The 16529-nt window shown below is 62.0% G+C and carries 13 protein-coding genes; all 13 read left to right on the top strand.

The annotated features are described in order from the left end of the window. Positions 1 to 24 precede the first annotated feature (24 nt). The 13 genes from HX868_RS01725 (at position 25) to mdoH (ending at position 16470) form a co-directional block, all read left to right on the top strand. Positions 25 to 876 (top strand): ABC transporter permease, encoded by an 852-nt coding sequence (locus HX868_RS01725; protein WP_010213842.1) that lies wholly within the window; start codon positions 25 to 27, stop codon positions 874 to 876. Beyond that, positions 873 to 1697 (top strand): quaternary amine ABC transporter ATP-binding protein, encoded by an 825-nt coding sequence (locus HX868_RS01720; protein WP_177001706.1) that lies wholly within the window; start codon positions 873 to 875, stop codon positions 1695 to 1697. Before HX868_RS01725 ends, HX868_RS01720 begins: the two co-directional genes overlap by 4 nt. Before the next feature lie 16 nt (positions 1698 to 1713). Next, positions 1714 to 3222 carry a histidine ammonia-lyase gene (gene hutH / locus HX868_RS01715; RefSeq protein WP_177001705.1) on the top strand — a complete coding sequence of 503 codons (1509 nt, stop codon included), beginning with the start codon at positions 1714 to 1716 and terminating at the stop codon, positions 3220 to 3222. A 32-nt stretch (positions 3223 to 3254) separates the two neighbouring features. Then, positions 3255 to 4793 carry a histidine ammonia-lyase gene (gene hutH, locus HX868_RS01710; RefSeq protein WP_095014359.1) on the top strand — a complete coding sequence of 513 codons (1539 nt, stop codon included), beginning with the start codon at positions 3255 to 3257 and terminating at the stop codon, positions 4791 to 4793. A gap of 163 nt (positions 4794 to 4956) precedes the next feature. After that, positions 4957 to 6366: an amino acid permease gene (locus HX868_RS01705; protein ID WP_177001704.1), complete on the top strand. Its 1410-nt coding sequence runs from the start codon at positions 4957 to 4959 to the stop codon at positions 6364 to 6366. A gap of 15 nt (positions 6367 to 6381) precedes the next feature. Then, positions 6382 to 7587, top strand: coding sequence for an imidazolonepropionase (gene hutI / locus HX868_RS01700; RefSeq protein WP_126569682.1), 1206 nt, complete (start codon positions 6382 to 6384; stop codon positions 7585 to 7587). A gap of 12 nt (positions 7588 to 7599) precedes the next feature. After that, positions 7600 to 8400, top strand: coding sequence for an N-formylglutamate deformylase (hutG, locus tag HX868_RS01695; RefSeq protein WP_177001703.1), 801 nt, complete (start codon positions 7600 to 7602; stop codon positions 8398 to 8400). A gap of 129 nt (positions 8401 to 8529) precedes the next feature. Next, complete coding sequence (locus HX868_RS01690; RefSeq protein WP_177001702.1) at positions 8530 to 9462, top strand: choline ABC transporter substrate-binding protein; 933 nt, start codon at positions 8530 to 8532, stop codon at positions 9460 to 9462. Beyond that, on the top strand, positions 9459 to 10394 hold the full coding sequence (locus HX868_RS01685; RefSeq protein WP_177001701.1) for an alpha/beta hydrolase: 936 nt from the start codon (positions 9459 to 9461) through the stop codon (positions 10392 to 10394). The genes HX868_RS01690 and HX868_RS01685 overlap by 4 nt, the downstream gene beginning before the upstream one ends. 103 nt (positions 10395 to 10497) lie before the next feature. Further along, positions 10498 to 11469, top strand: coding sequence for a prolyl aminopeptidase (pip, locus tag HX868_RS01680; protein WP_123475232.1), 972 nt, complete (start codon positions 10498 to 10500; stop codon positions 11467 to 11469). Then, positions 11466 to 11903 carry a D-aminoacyl-tRNA deacylase gene (dtd, locus tag HX868_RS01675; RefSeq protein ID WP_016979155.1) on the top strand — a complete coding sequence of 146 codons (438 nt, stop codon included), beginning with the start codon at positions 11466 to 11468 and terminating at the stop codon, positions 11901 to 11903. Before pip ends, dtd begins: the two co-directional genes overlap by 4 nt. A gap of 267 nt (positions 11904 to 12170) precedes the next feature. Continuing rightward, positions 12171 to 13907: a glucan biosynthesis protein G gene (locus tag HX868_RS01670; protein WP_095017525.1), complete on the top strand. Its 1737-nt coding sequence runs from the start codon at positions 12171 to 12173 to the stop codon at positions 13905 to 13907. After that, complete coding sequence (gene mdoH / locus HX868_RS01665) at positions 13900 to 16470, top strand: glucans biosynthesis glucosyltransferase MdoH (protein ID WP_095014366.1); 2571 nt, start codon at positions 13900 to 13902, stop codon at positions 16468 to 16470. The genes HX868_RS01670 and mdoH overlap by 8 nt, the downstream gene beginning before the upstream one ends. Positions 16471 to 16529 lie beyond the last annotated feature (59 nt).

Raw genomic sequence — 16529 nt, 5'->3', positions numbered from 1 at the left:
AACCCACTGGATCGAGAGCACGATATGTTTCCTGAGAGTTTTACGTTTTCCATTGCCGACTGGGTCAACGGTTGGGTGGATTCACTGGTCACCAACTACGGCGATGTGTTCCGGCACATTTCCGACACCCTGCTTTGGGCCATCGTCAACCTGGAAGGGTTGCTGCGCGCAGCGCCCTGGTGGCTGATGCTGGCCATCGTCGGCGGCGTCGCCTGGCACGCCACCCGCAAGGTGGTGACCACGGCGGTGATCGTCGGTTTGCTGTTCCTGGTGGGCGCGGTTGGCCTGTGGGACAAGCTGATGCAGACCCTGGCCTTGATGATGGTCGCCACGGTGATCTCGGTGCTGATCGGCGTGCCGTTGGGCATCCTGTCCGCACGCAGTAATCGCCTGCGCTCGGTGCTGATGCCGCTGCTCGACATCATGCAGACCATGCCGAGTTTCGTGTACCTGATTCCGGTGCTGATGTTGTTCGGCCTGGGCAAGGTCCCGGCGATCTTCGCCACGGTGATCTACGCCGCGCCGCCGCTGATCCGCCTCACTGACCTGGGCATTCGCCAAGTCGATGGCGAAGTCATGGAAGCCATCAACGCCTTTGGTGCCAACCGTTGGCAGCAACTGTTCGGTGTGCAACTTCCGTTGGCGTTGCCGAGCATCATGGCCGGTATCAACCAGACCACCATGATGGCGCTGTCGATGGTGGTGATCGCCTCGATGATCGGTGCCCGTGGCTTGGGTGAAGACGTGCTCGTCGGCATCCAGACCCTCAACGTCGGCCGTGGCCTCGAAGCCGGGCTGGCGATCGTGATTCTCGCAGTGGTCATCGACCGCATTACCCAGGCCTATGGTCGTCCACGGCATGAGGCGAGCAAATGACTACTGTCAGCAAAATCGAAGTTAAAAACGTCTTCAAGATCTTCGGCGCCCGCTCCAAGGACGCGCTGTCGCTGATCGGCCAGGGCAAGACCAAGGACCAGGTGCTGGCCGAGACCGGCTGCGTGGTCGGCGTGAACGACTTGTCCCTGAGCATCGGCACTGGCGAGATCTTCGTGATCATGGGCCTGTCGGGTTCTGGCAAGTCCACGCTGGTGCGTCACTTCAACCGCCTGATCGACCCCACCAGCGGCGCGATCCTGGTGGACGGCGAAGACATCCTGCAACTGGACATGGAAGCCCTGCGCCAATTCCGTCGGCACAAGATCAGCATGGTGTTCCAGAGCTTCGGCCTGTTGCCCCACAAGAGCGTGCTCGACAACGTCGCCTACGGCCTGAAGGTACGTGGCGAAACCAAGCAAGTCTGCACCGAGCGTGCCTTGCATTGGATCGAAACCGTGGGCCTCAAGGGCTACGAAAACAAATACCCGCACCAGCTTTCCGGTGGCATGCGCCAGCGCGTTGGCCTGGCCCGCGCCTTGGCGGCCGACACCGACATCATCCTGATGGACGAAGCCTTCAGCGCCCTCGACCCGCTGATTCGCGCCGAGATGCAGGACCAGTTGCTGGAGCTGCAAAAGACCCTGCACAAAACCATCGTGTTCATCACCCACGACCTCGACGAGGCCGTGCGCATCGGTAACCGCATTGCGATCCTCAAGGACGGCAAGCTGATCCAGGTCGGCACCCCTCGGGAGATCCTGCATTCGCCGGCGGATGAATATGTGGATCGGTTTGTTCAGCGGCGGGCGGCGGTGGTTTGAATTGAAGAGGTCAACCATGTTCCAGGCTGAAAAAATCATCATTGCCGACGCCCCGCTGCGCTGGCAGGACGTCGTCGCCGTGGCCCGCCACGGCGCGGTGCTTGAACTCTCGGGCCAGGCCTGGGCGCGCATCGACAATGCCCAGGCCATCGTGCAGCGCATCGTCACCAGCGGTGAGCGCGCCTATGGCGTGAACACCGGCCTGGGCGCGCTGTGCAATGTGTCGCTCAAGGGCGAACAACTCAGCCAGCTGTCGCGCAATACCTTGCTGAGCCATGCCTGCGGCGTCGGCCCGGCGCTGAGCGACGAGCAGACCCGCGCGATCATCTGCGCGGCGATCATCAACTACAGCCACGGCAAATCCGGCCTGCATCCCCAGGTGGTGCATTCGTTGCTGGCGCTGCTCAACCACGGCATCACACCGCAAGTGCCGTCCCAGGGTTCGGTGGGTTACCTGACCCATATGGCCCATGTAGGCGTGGCCTTGTTGGGCGTGGGCAATGTGAGTTACCGAGGCCGCATCGTTCCGGCTCAAGAGGCCTTAAGCGCGGAAGGATTGCATCCGGTCGTGCTCGGCGCCAAAGACGGCCTGTGCCTGGTCAACGGCACGCCGTGCATGACCGGTCTGAGCTGCCTCGCCCTGGCCGACGCCCATCACTTGCTGCAATGGGCCGACGTGATCGGCGCCATGAGCTTCGAGGCACAGCGCGGGCAGATCGACGCGTTTGACGAGGAAATCATCGCCCTCAAACCTCATCCAGGCATGCAGCAAGTCGGCATCAACCTGCGTGCCTTGCTCGATGGCAGCGAAGTGATCGCCAGCAGCAAAGGCCTTCGTACCCAGGACGCGCTGAGTATCCGTTCGATCCCGCAGATCCACGGCGCGGCCCGCGACCAGGTGGAACACGCCACGCGCCAGATCGAGACCGAGCTCAACGGCGCCACCGACAACCCGCTGGTACTCGGTACGCCAGACAATTACCGCGTAGTGTCCCAGGCCAACCCCCACGGACAATCCGTGGCATTGGCGGCGGACATGCTGGCGATCGCCATGGCCGAAATCGGCTCGGTGGCCGAACGTCGCCTGGACCGCCTGATCAACCCGCACGTCAGCGGCTTGCCGGCGTTCCTGGTGAGCAACCCTGGGGTCAACTCCGGGATGATGATCGTGCAGTACGTCGCCGCCTCGCTGTGTGGGCAAAACCGCCAGTTGGCGCAACCGGCGGTGCTCGACAACTTCGTCACCTCGGGACTGCAGGAAGACCACCTGAGCATGGGCACCAATGCGGCGCTCAAGCTGCACCAGGTGTTGGCCAACGTGACGCAGATCCTCGCCATCGAGTACTTGCTGGCGGCCCAGGCGTTCGAATTCTTGAAGGACCAGCGCTTCGGCGCTGGCACCGACCGCGCCTGGCGCCTGTTGCGTGAAGTGGTGCCGGCCTACGAGCAAGACCGCTGGCTGGCGCCGGACATTGCGGCCGCTGCCCAACTGCTCAAAAACACCGACTTACCGAATTTGCACTGAACACTTATTCAAAAGAACAATTCAAAAGGAGTATGAATGTGACTGCGCTAAACCTGATTCCAGGCCAACTGAGCCTTGCCCAACTGCGAGCCATCTACCAGCAGCCGGTAACCCTCAGTCTGGATGACAGCGCCACGGCGCAGATCGAAGCCAGTGTTGCCTGCGTGGAGCAGATTCTCGCCGAGAACCGCACTGCCTATGGCATCAATACCGGTTTCGGCCTGCTGGCCTCGACCCGCATCGCCAGCGAAGACCTGGAAAACCTCCAGCGTTCCCTGGTGCTGTCCCATGCTGCCGGTGTCGGTGAGCCGATCAGCGATGCGCTGGTGCGGCTGGTCATGGTGCTCAAGGTCAACAGCCTTAGCCGTGGGTTCTCCGGGATCCGCCGCCAGGTGATCGACGCGCTGATCGCGCTGATCAACGCCGAGGTGTACCCGCATATTCCGTTGAAGGGTTCGGTCGGTGCCTCCGGTGACTTGGCTCCATTGGCGCACATGTCCCTGGTGCTGCTGGGCGAAGGCAAGGCGCGCTACAAAGGTGAGTGGCTGGAAGCCACCGAGGCGCTGAAAGTCGCCGGCCTGACGCCGCTGACCCTCGCCGCCAAAGAAGGCCTGGCGCTGCTCAACGGCACCCAGGTATCCACCGCGTACGCCCTGCGTGGCCTGTTCGAAGGTGAAGACCTGTTCGCCGGCGCCCTGGCGTGTGGCGCACTCACCGTGGAAGCGGTGCTGGGTTCGCGCTCACCCTTCGACGCACGCATTCATGCCGCACGCGGCCAGCGTGGGCAGATCGATTCGGCAGCGGCCTATCGTCACCTGCTGGGCGAAAGCAGCCAGGTGTCGCAGTCGCACCAGAACTGCGACAAGGTGCAGGACCCGTACTCGCTGCGCTGCCAGCCACAAGTCATGGGCGCGTGCCTGACCCAGTTCCGCCAGGCCGCCGAGGTGCTGGTGGTAGAGGCCAACGCCGTGTCGGATAACCCGCTGGTCTTTGCCGCCGAAGGTGACGTGATTTCCGGTGGCAACTTCCACGCCGAACCAGTGGCCATGGCAGCCGACAATATGGCGCTGGCCATCGCCGAAATCGGTTCGCTCAGCGAGCGCCGTATCTCGCTGATGATGGACAAGCACATGTCGCAACTGCCGCCGTTCCTGGTGGGCAATGGCGGTGTGAACTCCGGCTTCATGATCGCCCAGGTGACCGCCGCCGCGCTCGCCAGCGAAAACAAGGCGTTGGCCCATCCCCATAGCGTCGACAGCTTGCCGACTTCGGCCAACCAGGAGGACCACGTGTCCATGGCCCCGGCTGCGGGCAAGCGTTTGTGGGAAATGGCCGAGAACACCCGTGGCGTTCTCGCTGTGGAATGGCTGGCCGCGTGCCAGGGCCTGGACCTGCGCGAAGGCCTGAAAACCTCGCCTGCACTGGAAAAAGCGCGTGGGATTCTGCGCGACAAAGTGGCGTTCTATGAGAAGGACCGTTTCTTTGCGCCGGACATCAACGCCGCCAGCGAGTTGTTGGCCAGCCGCTGCTTGAATGAGCTGGTGCCGGCCGAGCTGCTGCCAAGCCTGTAACCGCAACACCGCTTCCACTGTAGGAGCGAGCTTGCTCGCGAAAATCGCCAACGATGACGCGGGTAGCCTGGCACCCCTTGGCGTTCTCAGGTTCTTCGCGAGCAAGCTCGCTCCTACAGAGGCATCCCGTTTTTCTCAGGATAAGAATAATTAGGGAAGAGAAATGCACCAGCAAGAAAAGGGTTTGAAACGCGGGCTCAGCGCCCGACATATTCGCTTCATGGCACTCGGTTCCGCGATCGGCACCGGGCTGTTCTATGGCTCTGCCTCCGCCATCCAGATGGCCGGCCCCGCCGTGCTGCTGGCCTACCTGATCGGCGGCGCCGCCGTGTTCATGGTCATGCGCGCCCTCGGCGAAATGGCCGTGCACAATCCGGTTTCCGGCTCTTTCGGCCAGTACGCCAGCACTTACCTTGGCCCTATGGCTGGGTTTGTCCTCGGGTGGACCTACGCGTTTGAGATGATCATCGTCTGCCTGGCCGACGTGACCGCCTTCGGCATCTACATGGGCTTCTGGTTTCCCGAAGTCGCACGTTGGGTCTGGGTGCTCGGCATTGTGTTTTTGATCGGCGGCCTGAACCTGTGCAACGTCAAAGTGTTTGGCGAAATGGAGTTCTGGCTGTCGCTGCTCAAGGTCGGCGCCATCGTGGCGATGATCCTCGGCGGGTTTGGCATCATGCTGTTTGGCATCCATTCGGCAGGTGAAACCCAGGCCAGTGGGCTCAGCAACCTGTGGGCCCACGGCGGCTTCATGCCTAATGGCATCGGCGGCCTGATCGCCTCGTTCGCCGTGGTGATGTTTGCCTTTGGCGGCATCGAAATCATCGGCATCACCGCCGGTGAAGCCAAGGACCCCCAACGCGTGATCCCCAAGGCGATCAACGCGGTGCCGCTGCGTATACTGCTGTTCTACGTACTGACTTTGTTTGTGCTGATGGCCATCTATCCGTGGCCACAAATCGGCAGCCAGGGCAGCCCGTTTGTGCAGATCTTCAGCAACTTGGGCATCGGCTCGGCGGCGACCATTCTCAATATCGTGGTGATCTCGGCGGCCGTTTCGGCGATCAACAGCGACATCTTCGGCGCCGGCCGCATGATGTACGGCCTGGCCCAGCAGGGGCAGGCGCCTAAAGGCTTTGCGCAATTGTCGAAACACGGCGTGCCGTGGATGACCGTGGTGGTGATGGGCGCGGCGCTGCTCGGCGGTGTGGTGCTCAACTACCTGATCCCGGAAAACGTGTTCCTGCTGATCGCCTCGATTGCCACCTTCGCCACCGTGTGGGTGTGGCTGATGATCCTGTTAACCCAGGTTGCCATGCGCCGTTCGATGACTAAAGAGCAGGTGGCCGAACTGAAATTCCCCGTGCCGTTCTGGCCCTATGCGCCGGCGGCCGCCATTGTGTTCATGCTGTTCGTGTTTGGCGTGCTGGGCTACTTCCCGGACACCCAGGCCGCTTTGCTGGTCGGTGCCGTGTGGATCGTGCTGCTGGTGCTGGCTTACCTGCTGTGGGTCAAACCCGCGGCCGGGCAAGCGGCCAAGGTTCATTACGACCCGGCTTTGTCTCATCGTTAATCTAGGGAGGCGTTGATGAAAACGCTTTGGCAACACTGCCACGTCGCAACCATGGCACAGGGCAAATACTCGATCATCGAGGATGCCGCCATGGTGACCGTCGGTTCGCTCATCGAGTGGATCGGCCCCCGCAGCCAGGCACCCACGGCGGATTACGCCCAGGTGCATGACCTGCAAGGCGCGTGGGTCACCCCCGGGCTGATCGACTGCCACACCCACACGGTGTTCGGCGGTAACCGCAGCGGCGAATTCGAGCAGCGCCTCGAAGGCGTGAGCTACGCCGAGATCGCGGCCAAGGGCGGCGGTATTGCCAGCACCGTGCGTGCCACCCGCGCCGCGACGGAAGATGAACTGTTCGCCAGCGCTGAAAAGCGCCTGCGCAGTTTGCTACGCGACGGCGTGACCACCGTGGAGATCAAGTCCGGCTACGGCCTGGACTTGGCCAACGAACGCAAGATGCTGCGCGTCGCCCGTCGCCTCGGCGAAGCGCTGCCGGTCAGCGTGCGCGCCACGTGCCTGGCGGCCCACGCGTTGCCGCCGGAATACAAGGACCGCGCCGACGACTACATCGAGCACATCTGCGCCGAAATGCTGCCGGCCTTGGCGGCGGAAGGGCTGGTGGACGCGGTGGATGCCTTCTGCGAATACCTGGCGTTTTCCACCGAACAGGTGGAGCGCGTGTTCAAAGTTGCCCAGCAACTCGGCCTGCCGGTGAAACTGCACGCCGAGCAACTGTCGTCGCTGCACGGCTCCAGCCTCGCCGCGCGTTACCAGGCGCTGTCGGCCGATCACCTGGAATTCATGACCGAAGAAGATGCCATTGCCATGGCCGCCTCCGGCACCGTCGCGGTGCTGCTGCCGGGCGCGTTCTACTTCCTGCGCGAGACCCAGTTGCCGCCGATGGACGCCCTGCGCAAGCACGGCGTGAAGATCGCCATCGCCAGCGATCTCAACCCCGGCACCTCGCCGGCGCTGTCGGTGCGCCTGATGCTGAACATGGCCTGCACACTGTTCCGCATGACCCCGGAAGAAGCCCTGGCCGGCGCCACCCAACATGCCGCCACTGCGTTGGGCATGGGCGATACCCACGGCTCCCTGGAAGTGGGCAAGGTCGCGGACTTCGTCGCCTGGCAGATTGATCGTCCCGCCGACCTGGCCTATTGGCTGGGCGGCGAGCTGGATAAACGCGTCGTACGCCATGGCGTCGATGTCACTGTTTGAGGAGTACTGCTGGTGGATAAGGTTCTGAACTTCAAACAAGGCCGTGTGCCGCTGCTGATCAGCATGCCCCACGCCGGCCTGCGCCTGACGCCTGCGGTCGAGGCAGGGTTGATTTCTGAGGCGCAAAGCCTGCCGGACACTGATTGGCACATCCCCACGTTGTATGACTTTGCCGAAGAGCTGGGGGCCAGCACCTTGGCGGCCGAATACTCGCGCTTCGTCATCGACCTTAACCGTCCTTCCGACGACAAGCCGCTGTACGCGGGCGCCACCACCGGTCTGTACCCGGCCACGTTGTTCGACGGCGTGCCGTTGTTCCAGGAAGGCCTGGAACCCAGCGAGACCGAGCGCGCCAGCTACCTGCAAAAGGTCTGGGGCCCGTATCACCGTACGCTGCAAGAAGAGCTGGCGCGGCTCAAGGCCGAATTCGGCTACGCCTTGCTGTTCGATGCGCACTCGATCCGCTCGGTGATCCCGCACCTGTTTGAAGGCAAGCTGCCGGACTTCAACCTCGGCACTTTCAATGGCGCCGCCTGTGATCCGGAGCTGGCCAGCCAACTGGAAGCCATTTGCGCGATGCATCCGCAGTACACCCATGTGCTGAACGGGCGTTTCAAGGGCGGCCATATCACCCGGCATTACGGTGACCCGGCCCAGGATATCCATGCGGTGCAGCTGGAGCTGTGCCAGAGCGCCTATATGGAAGAGTTCGAGCCGTTCCGGTACCGAGCGGATCTGGCCGAGCCGACGCAGGTGGTGTTGAAGCAATTGTTGCAAGGTTTGTTGGCGTGGGGGCAGAGGCGCTACGGCTGACCGTCTGTCGCCTGGGTGCAAAACCCGGTCGCCACAGGTCGCTTTTATCGAGGTCTCGCTGGGTAAGGTTGTGGATACGGCGCGTCAGACGCCACTCCTACAATAAAGCTGCCGAGTGAGACCTCTTCCATGAAAAAACTGTTGTTGACCCTCACCGGCGCCGCGTTGCTCAGCGCCAACGTCATGGCCGCCGAGCCGGCCTCCTGCAAGAACATCCGCATGGGCGTGGTCAGCTGGACTGACGTGGTCGCCACCTCCGGTATGGCCGACGTGTTGCTCAATGGCCTCGGCTACGACAGCAAACAGACCAGCGCCGTGCAGCAGATCATCTTTGCCGGCATCCGCGACAAGCGCCTGGATATCTTCCTCGGTTACTGGAAACCGGCGATGGACAACAACATCGCGCCGTTCCTGGCGGCCAAGCAGGTCAAGGTGTTCGATACGCCCAGTCTCGCCGACGCCCAGGCCACCCTGGCCGTGCCGCAGTACGTGGCGGATGCGGGCTTGAAAACCTTCGCCGACATTGCCCGTTTCAAGGACAAGCTGGGCGGCAAGATCTATGGGATCGAGCCAGGCAGCGGCGCTAACACCGATATCCAGAAAATGATCGACACCAACCACTTCGGCCTCGGCGGCTTCAAGTTGGTCGCCTCCGGTGAAGCGGGGATGCTGGCGGCGGTGCAGCGTGCGGTTAACCGCAAGGAGTTCGTGGTGTTCGTCGGTTGGACCCCGCACCCGATGAACATCAATATGAAGATGGCCTATCTCACCGGCAGTGAAGACGTGTTCGGCCCCGACGAGGGCCGCGCCACCGTCTCTACCGTCACCGCCCCGGATTTTGCCGAGCGCTGCCCCAACGCCAATCGCCTGTTGGAAAACCTCACTTTCACCGCCGCCCAGGAAAGTCAGCTGATGGTGCCGATCATGGAGCGAAAGTCGCCGCAGGATGTGGCCAAGCAATGGTTGCGTGACCATCCCGAGGATTTGCAGCGCTGGCTGGCTGGGGTCAAGGCGTTTGATGGCAGCGATGGGGCGGCGGCGATGCAGGCGAGCCTGAAATGAGTCGATACCCTATTTCGCCTGAGCTGGCAGCGTTCGTGGAGAAGACGGAGTCCTTCACCACCGACGACTCATCGCTGGCGGGATTGCGCCAAAACTATGACCGCATGTGCCGGGCATTCACCCCGCCGAAACCAGAAAGCTTGCAGGTCGAGGACTTCGCCTTGGCCGGCGTAGGCGTGCGCAGTTATCTGCCGGCCGCGCCGATGCCTCCTGACGGCTGGCCATGCCTCCTTTATATGCACGGCGGCGGCTGGGTGGTCGGCGACCTGGATTCCCACGATTTCATCTGCTTCGAACTGGCCACGGTCTTGCAAGTCTTGGTGATCGCCATCGATTATCGGCTGGCGCCTGAACACCCGTTCCCGGCCGCCTACGAGGATTGTCGTGCCGTGTGGCAGGCAATCCAGGCGGGGCAGGCGCCCTATGCCATCGACGTGCAGCGTTTGGTGGTCATGGGCGACAGTGCGGGCGGCAACCTGGCGGCAGCATTGTGCACGGGATTGCGTGACGACGGGCAACCGTTGCCGCGAGCCCAGGTCTTGATCTATCCGGGGTTGGGCGGCCCCTGCGACTTGCCGTCACGGGGTGACTGCATGGACGCGCCCCTGCTCAGCAGCGCCGACACTGACTGCTACCTGGCGCTGTACCTGCAGGGCAGCGGCAAACCGTCGCCCTACGCCATGCCGCTGCTGGCCGCAGACTTCAGCGGTTTGCCCAAGGCTTTCATCGCCGTGGCCCAGTTCGACCCGCTGCGCGACGACGGCATGCTTTACGCTGAACGCCTGCAAGCGGCGGGCGTAGCCACCGTGCTGTATCCCGGCAAAGGCCTGGTGCATGGCTGCCTGCGTGCGCGGCGGCAGGTGCCGGAAGTGGACCGGCTCTACGAGTACTTGCTGGACTACCTGGGGAGCGAAGCGCTGACACAGGTCTAAGCGCTCTAGGACATGCTCATTGCACAATTCGGGTTTATAGTGCCAGACGGCAAAATAAAAGACGTCCCCCCAGGGATGAACCCGACCCCTTACGGAGCGCGCAATGCAGACTTGGTTCCCGCAGATCAAACCCCACGCCCGGCACGATCTGGCCGTCGATGACACCCACACGCTGTACGTCGATGAAAGTGGCTCCCCCGAAGGCTTGCCCGTCGTCTTCATCCATGGTGGCCCTGGTGCCGGTTGTGATGCCCAGAGCCGCTGCTATTTCGACCCGAACCTGTACCGCATCGTCACCTTCGACCAGCGTGGTTGCGGGCGCTCCACCCCGCGCGCCAGCCTGGAAAACAACACCACTTGGGACCTGGTCGCCGACCTAGAGCGCATCCGCGAGCACCTGGGCATCGACAAATGGGTGCTGTTCGGCGGTTCCTGGGGCTCGACCCTGGCCCTGGCCTACGCGCAAACCCACCCAGAGCGTGTACTTGGCCTGATCGTGCGCGGCATTTTCCTGGCCCGCCCGCAGGACATTCACTGGTTCTACCAGGAAGGCGCGAGCCGCCTGTTCCCGGATTACTGGCAGGACTACCTCGCGCCGATCCCGCCGGAAGAGCGCCACGACATGATCGCGGCCTACCACAAGCGCCTCACCGGCAACGATCAGATCGCCCAGATGCATGCGGCCAAGGCCTGGTCCGGCTGGGAAGGGCGCATGCTCGGCCTGTGCCCGAGCCCACAGCATGTGGAGCGGTTTTCCGAGCCGCAGCGTGCGCTGTCCATCGCGCGGATCGAGTGCCACTACTTCACCAACAACTCTTTCCTGGAGCCCAACCAGCTAATTCGCGATATGCACAAGATCGCCCATCTGCCTGGCGTAATCATCCACGGGCGCTACGATATGATTTGCCCTTTGGATAACGCTTGGGAGTTGCACCAGGCGTGGCCCAACAGTGAGTTGCAGGTGATTCGCGAGGCCGGCCATGCCGCGTCCGAGCCCGGCATCACCGATGCCTTGGTGCGTGCGACCAGCGAAATGGCACGTCGCTTGCTCGACCTGCCGCCTGAAGAAGCATGAAGGGCCTGCTGCAACGGGTGCGCGGCGCCCGGGTCGAGGTAGCGGGCGAAATCGTCGGCGCCATCGACCAGGGTTTGCTGGTGCTGGTGGCCGTCGAGCCTGCAGATACGCCGGAGAGTGCCGATAAGCTGTTACACAAGCTGTTGAACTATCGGGTGTTCAGTGACGATGAAGGCAAGATGAACCTGTCGTTGAAGGATATCGACGGCGGTTTGCTGCTGGTGTCGCAGTTCACCCTGGCGGCCGATACCAAGAGCGGGCTGCGGCCGAGCTTCTCCACAGCGGCTCCGCCGGCCTTGGGAGCGGCGCTTTTTGATCACTTGCTGTTACAAGCGCAACAATTGCATGGCAAGGTGGCGTCAGGGCGTTTTGGCGCCGATATGCAGGTGCATTTGGTCAATGATGGCCCTGTGACCTTCCTCTTGCAGACGTGAATGTATTAAAAACGACTTTTAATGCCTAAAAACGCAGGGTTTCGCTACAAATACTTCGTTATCCCTGATGCGTTGTTTCGCGGGCTACTAGATAATCGCGCGCTACGGGGATCAGCGTTGTTTGGTCCATTTTTGACTTAGGTAGAGACTTGTCCGACAACCAATGGGGAATCATTTTGCCCCAGGGGAGTCGGAACAATGCTCGCCAACCTGGCATATAGATAGCTGGCCGTTGGTTTTTTGATCTGTTTTCGGCGAGGGTTGCTCGTGATTGTTAGTCCCTGTAATGCACCAAAATTGTCTGCCAAACGGTTACGAAACGCACTGGTGACGGGCTCCGCCCTGTTTTGCCTGTTCGGCGCGGGTCAACTGTGGGCATTCAGTCTGGATGATGTGTCGGCCAAGGCAAAAGAGCTGGCCGGGCAGAAATACGAAGCTCCGCGCAGCAATCTGCCGAACGAATTCCGTGAAATGAAGTTCGCGGACTACCAGAAGATTCGTTTCCGCAACGAAAAAGCCGAGTGGGCCGATCAGAACACCCCGTTCAAGCTGTCCTTCTATCACCAGGGTATGCACTTCGATACACCGGTGAAAATCAACGAAGTCACTGCCGACAGCGTCCAGGAAATCAAATACGACCCGACGCGCTTCGATTTTGGCGACGTGAAGTTTGATCCAAAAGCCACCGAACAGCTGGGTTATGCCGGCTTCCGTGTGCTTTACCCGATCAACAAAGCCGACAAGCAAGACGAAATCATGACCATGTTGGGCGCGAGCTACTTCCGCGTGGTCGGCAAGGGCCAAGCGTATGGCCTGTCTGCCCGTGGCATGGCGATCGACACCGCATTGCCGTCCGGGGAAGAGTTCCCGCGGTTCACCGAATTCTGGATCGAGCGTCCAAAGCCGGGTGAGAAACAATTGGTGATCTTTGCCTTGCTGGACTCCCCGCGGGCTACCGGCGCGTATCGCCTGATTCTGCGTCCAGGCACCGACACCATTGTCGACGTGAAATCCCAGATGTTCCTGCGCGACAAGGTCAGCAAACTGGGCGTTGCCCCGTTGACCAGCATGTACCTGTTCGGCGCGAACCAGCCTTCCAAAGTGCTGAACTACCGTCGTGAACTGCACGACTCCAGCGGTCTGTCGATCCATGCCGGCAACGGCGAGTGGATCTGGCGCCCCCTGAACAACCCGAAACACCTGTCGGTCAGCAACTTCACCGTAGAGAACCCGAAAGGTTTCGGCCTGCTGCAACGCGGTCGCGACTTCAGCCACTACGAAGACCTCGACGACAACTACGACAAGCGCCCAAGCGCCTGGATCGAGCCTGAAGGCGACTGGGGCAAAGGCACCGTCAACCTGGTGGAAATCCCAACCGCCGACGAAACCAACGACAACATCGTTGCGTTCTGGAGCCCGGCCGAGCTGCCTGAAGTCGGCAAGCCACTGGACGTTTCCTACCGCCTGCACTGGACCATGGACGAGAAGTCCCTGCACCCGAGCGACAGCGCGTGGGTCAAGCAAACCCTGCGTTCTACCGGTGACGTGAAGCAATCCAACTTGATCCGCCAGCCTGACGGCAGCGTGGCCTACCTGGTGGACTTCGAGGGCCCATCCCTCAAAGCCCTGGCATCGGATGCCCCGGTGCGCAGCCAAGTGAGTGTCAGCGACAACGCCGAACTGGTTGAAAACAGTGTGCGTTACAACGAACACACCAAAGGCTGGCGCCTGACCCTGCGCATGAAGATCAAGGACGCAGGCAAGCCGACCGAAATGCGCGCTGCACTGGTGCAGGACGTTCCGCCGCCCGCTCCTGAGCAGGATTCCAGCCACGTACTCAAGGCTGACAAGGTCCTGGCCAAGCAGCACGAGAAACAGGTCAAGAAAGAAGCGAAAGACAAGGAAGCCAAGCAGCCAGAAGCTGCCCCAGCCACACCGGAGCCGATCAAGACCGAACAAGTCCTGACCGAAACCTGGAGCTACCAGTTGCCTGCCGATGAGTAATTCTCAAGTCCAGCCAGAAACTCTGCAGGAGTATCTGGCGCATCTACCGATGACCGCTGAGCAGCGCGCCGAACTGGCGGGCTGCACATCCTTCACCGAGTTGCACGAACGCTTGTCGTCGTCGACCTTCGACGCACCGGTCGACGCCGCCCAGGCGTCGGTTGGCACGCGGTTGACCCTCAACACGGCCGAAGAGCTGCAAGACGCCGAAATGCTGGCGCTCGACGCTGCTGGCCGTGTGTGCCTGAAGGCCACGCCGCCGATCCGTCGTACCCGCGTGGTGCCGGAGCCGTGGCGCACGAATATCCTGGTGCGCGGCTGGCGCCGTATCACCGGGCGCAGCAATCCTCCGGCGCCGCCGAAGGATGAGCGTGTATTGCCGGCCGCGCGCTGGCGTACGGTCGGTTCGATCCGTCGTTACATCCTGCTGGTGCTGATGCTCGGCCAGACCATCGTTGCCGGCTGGTACATGAAAGGCATCATGCCGTACCAGGGTTGGTCGCTGGTCGACTTCGACGAAATCCGCAACCAGACCCTGCTGCAAACCGCTACCCAGGTACTGCCTTACGCCCTGCAAACCAGCATCTTGATCATGTTCGGGATCTTGTTCTGCTGGGTGTCAGCCGGTTTCTGGACCGCGTTGATGGGCTTCCTGGAACTGCTAACCGGTCACGATAAATACCGGATCTCCGGTAAAAGTGCTGGTGACGAGCCGATTCCGAAAGACGCCCGTACCGCACTGGTGATGCCAATCTGCAACGAAGACGTGCCCCGGGTATTCGCCGGTTTGCGTGCCACCTTCGAGTCGGTCGCCGCCACGGGTGATCTGGACCGCTTCGATTTCTTCGTGCTCAGCGACAGTAATGATGCCGACATCTGCATTGCCGAACAGCAAGCCTGGCTTGACGTGTGCCGCGAGGCCGGTGGTTTCGGCAAGATCTTCTATCGCCGTCGCCGCCGTCGCGTAAAGCGCAAGAGCGGCAACCTCGACGACTTCTGCCGTCGCTGGGGCGGTGACTACAAGTACATGGTCGTGCTCGACGCCGACAGCGTGATGAGCGGCGAATGCCTGACCAGCCTGGTACGTTTGATGGAAGCCACGCCGGATGCGGGGATTATCCAGACCGCGCCGCGTGCGTCGGGCATGGACACCCTGTATGCGCGCATGCAGCAGTTCGCTACCCGCGTGTACGGCCCGCTGTTCACCGCCGGCCTGCACTTCTGGCAGTTGGGTGAATCCCACTACTGGGGTCACAACGCAATCATCCGCATGAAGCCGTTCATCGAGCACTGCGCCCTGGCGCCGTTGCCAGGCAAAGGCGCGTTCGCCGGTTCCATCCTGTCCCACGACTTCGTTGAAGCGGCGTTGATGCGCCGGGCCGGCTGGGGCGTGTGGATTGCCTACGATTTGCCGGGCAGCTACGAAGAACTGCCGCCGAACCTGCTGGATGAACTCAAGCGTGACCGCCGCTGGTGCCACGGTAACCTGATGAACTTCCGCCTGTTCCTGGTCAAGGGCATGCACCCGGTGCACCGTGCTGTGTTCCTGACCGGTGTAATGTCCTACCTGTCGGCGCCGTTGTGGTTCCTGTTCCTGGTGCTGTCCACAGCTTTGTTGGCGGTGAATACCCTGATGGAGCCGCAGTACTTCATGGCACCACGCCAGTTGTACCCGCTGTGGCCGCAATGGCATCCGGACAAGGCGGTGGCGTTGTTCTCCACCACCATCGTCCTGCTGTTCCTGCCGAAACTGCTGAGCATCATCCTGATCTGGGCCAAGGGCGCGAAAGAGTTTGGCGGCAAGTTCAAGGTGACCTTGTCGATGCTGCTGGAGATGCTGTTCTCCATGTTGCTGGCGCCGGTGCGGATGATTTTCCACACCCGCTTCGTGCTCGCCGCGTTCCTCGGCTGGGCCGCGACCTGGAACTCACCGCAGCGTGACGACGACTCCACCCCATGGAGCGAAGCGGTCAAGCGCCACGGTCCGCAAACCGTGTTGGGCTTCCTGTGGGCCCTGCTGGTGGTGTGGTTGAACCCGAGCTTCCTGTGGTGGTTGGTGCCGATCGTGGGGTCGCTGATGCTGTCGATCCCGGTGTCGGTGATCTCCAGCCGTGTCGGGCTGGGCCTCAAGTCCCGCGACGAGAGCCTGTTCCTGATTCCCGAGGAATACAATCCGCCGCAGGCCTTGCTGTCGACCGAGTTGTACACCCACGAAAACCGTTGGCACGCGCTGAACGACGGCTTCGTGCGTTCGGTGGTCGATCCGCAGCAGAACGCCCTGGCCTGCGCCTTGGCGACTTCGCGTCACCGTGAAGCGGAGCCGATCGAGTACCTGCGTACCGAACGTGTGCGGCATGCGTTGAAAGTCGGCCCAGCCGGCCTGAACAACGGCGAACGCCTGGCCTTGCTCAGTGACCCGGTCGCGCTGGCTCGCCTGCATGAGCACGTCTGGAACGAGGGCCATGCCGAGTGGCTCGCCGCCTGGCGTGACTCGATCAAGGCTGATCCGCATGCACCGTTGCTGCCGCTGCAACCTCTGTCGTCCCAGGCCCAACCGGCCTGATTCAGACGCCCCCGAGGGTTCACCTCGGGGGTGTTCGAAGCGCTGGTCCTACAGCGTTT

Origin of the sequence: Pseudomonas reactans (assembly GCF_013385825.1) — a bacterium.
In the GTDB taxonomy this organism is placed as follows: Bacteria; Pseudomonadota; Gammaproteobacteria; order Pseudomonadales; family Pseudomonadaceae; genus Aquipseudomonas; species Aquipseudomonas reactans.
Note: the sequence above shows the minus strand (reverse complement) of the source record. Positions and strands in the feature narration are given on the sequence as shown.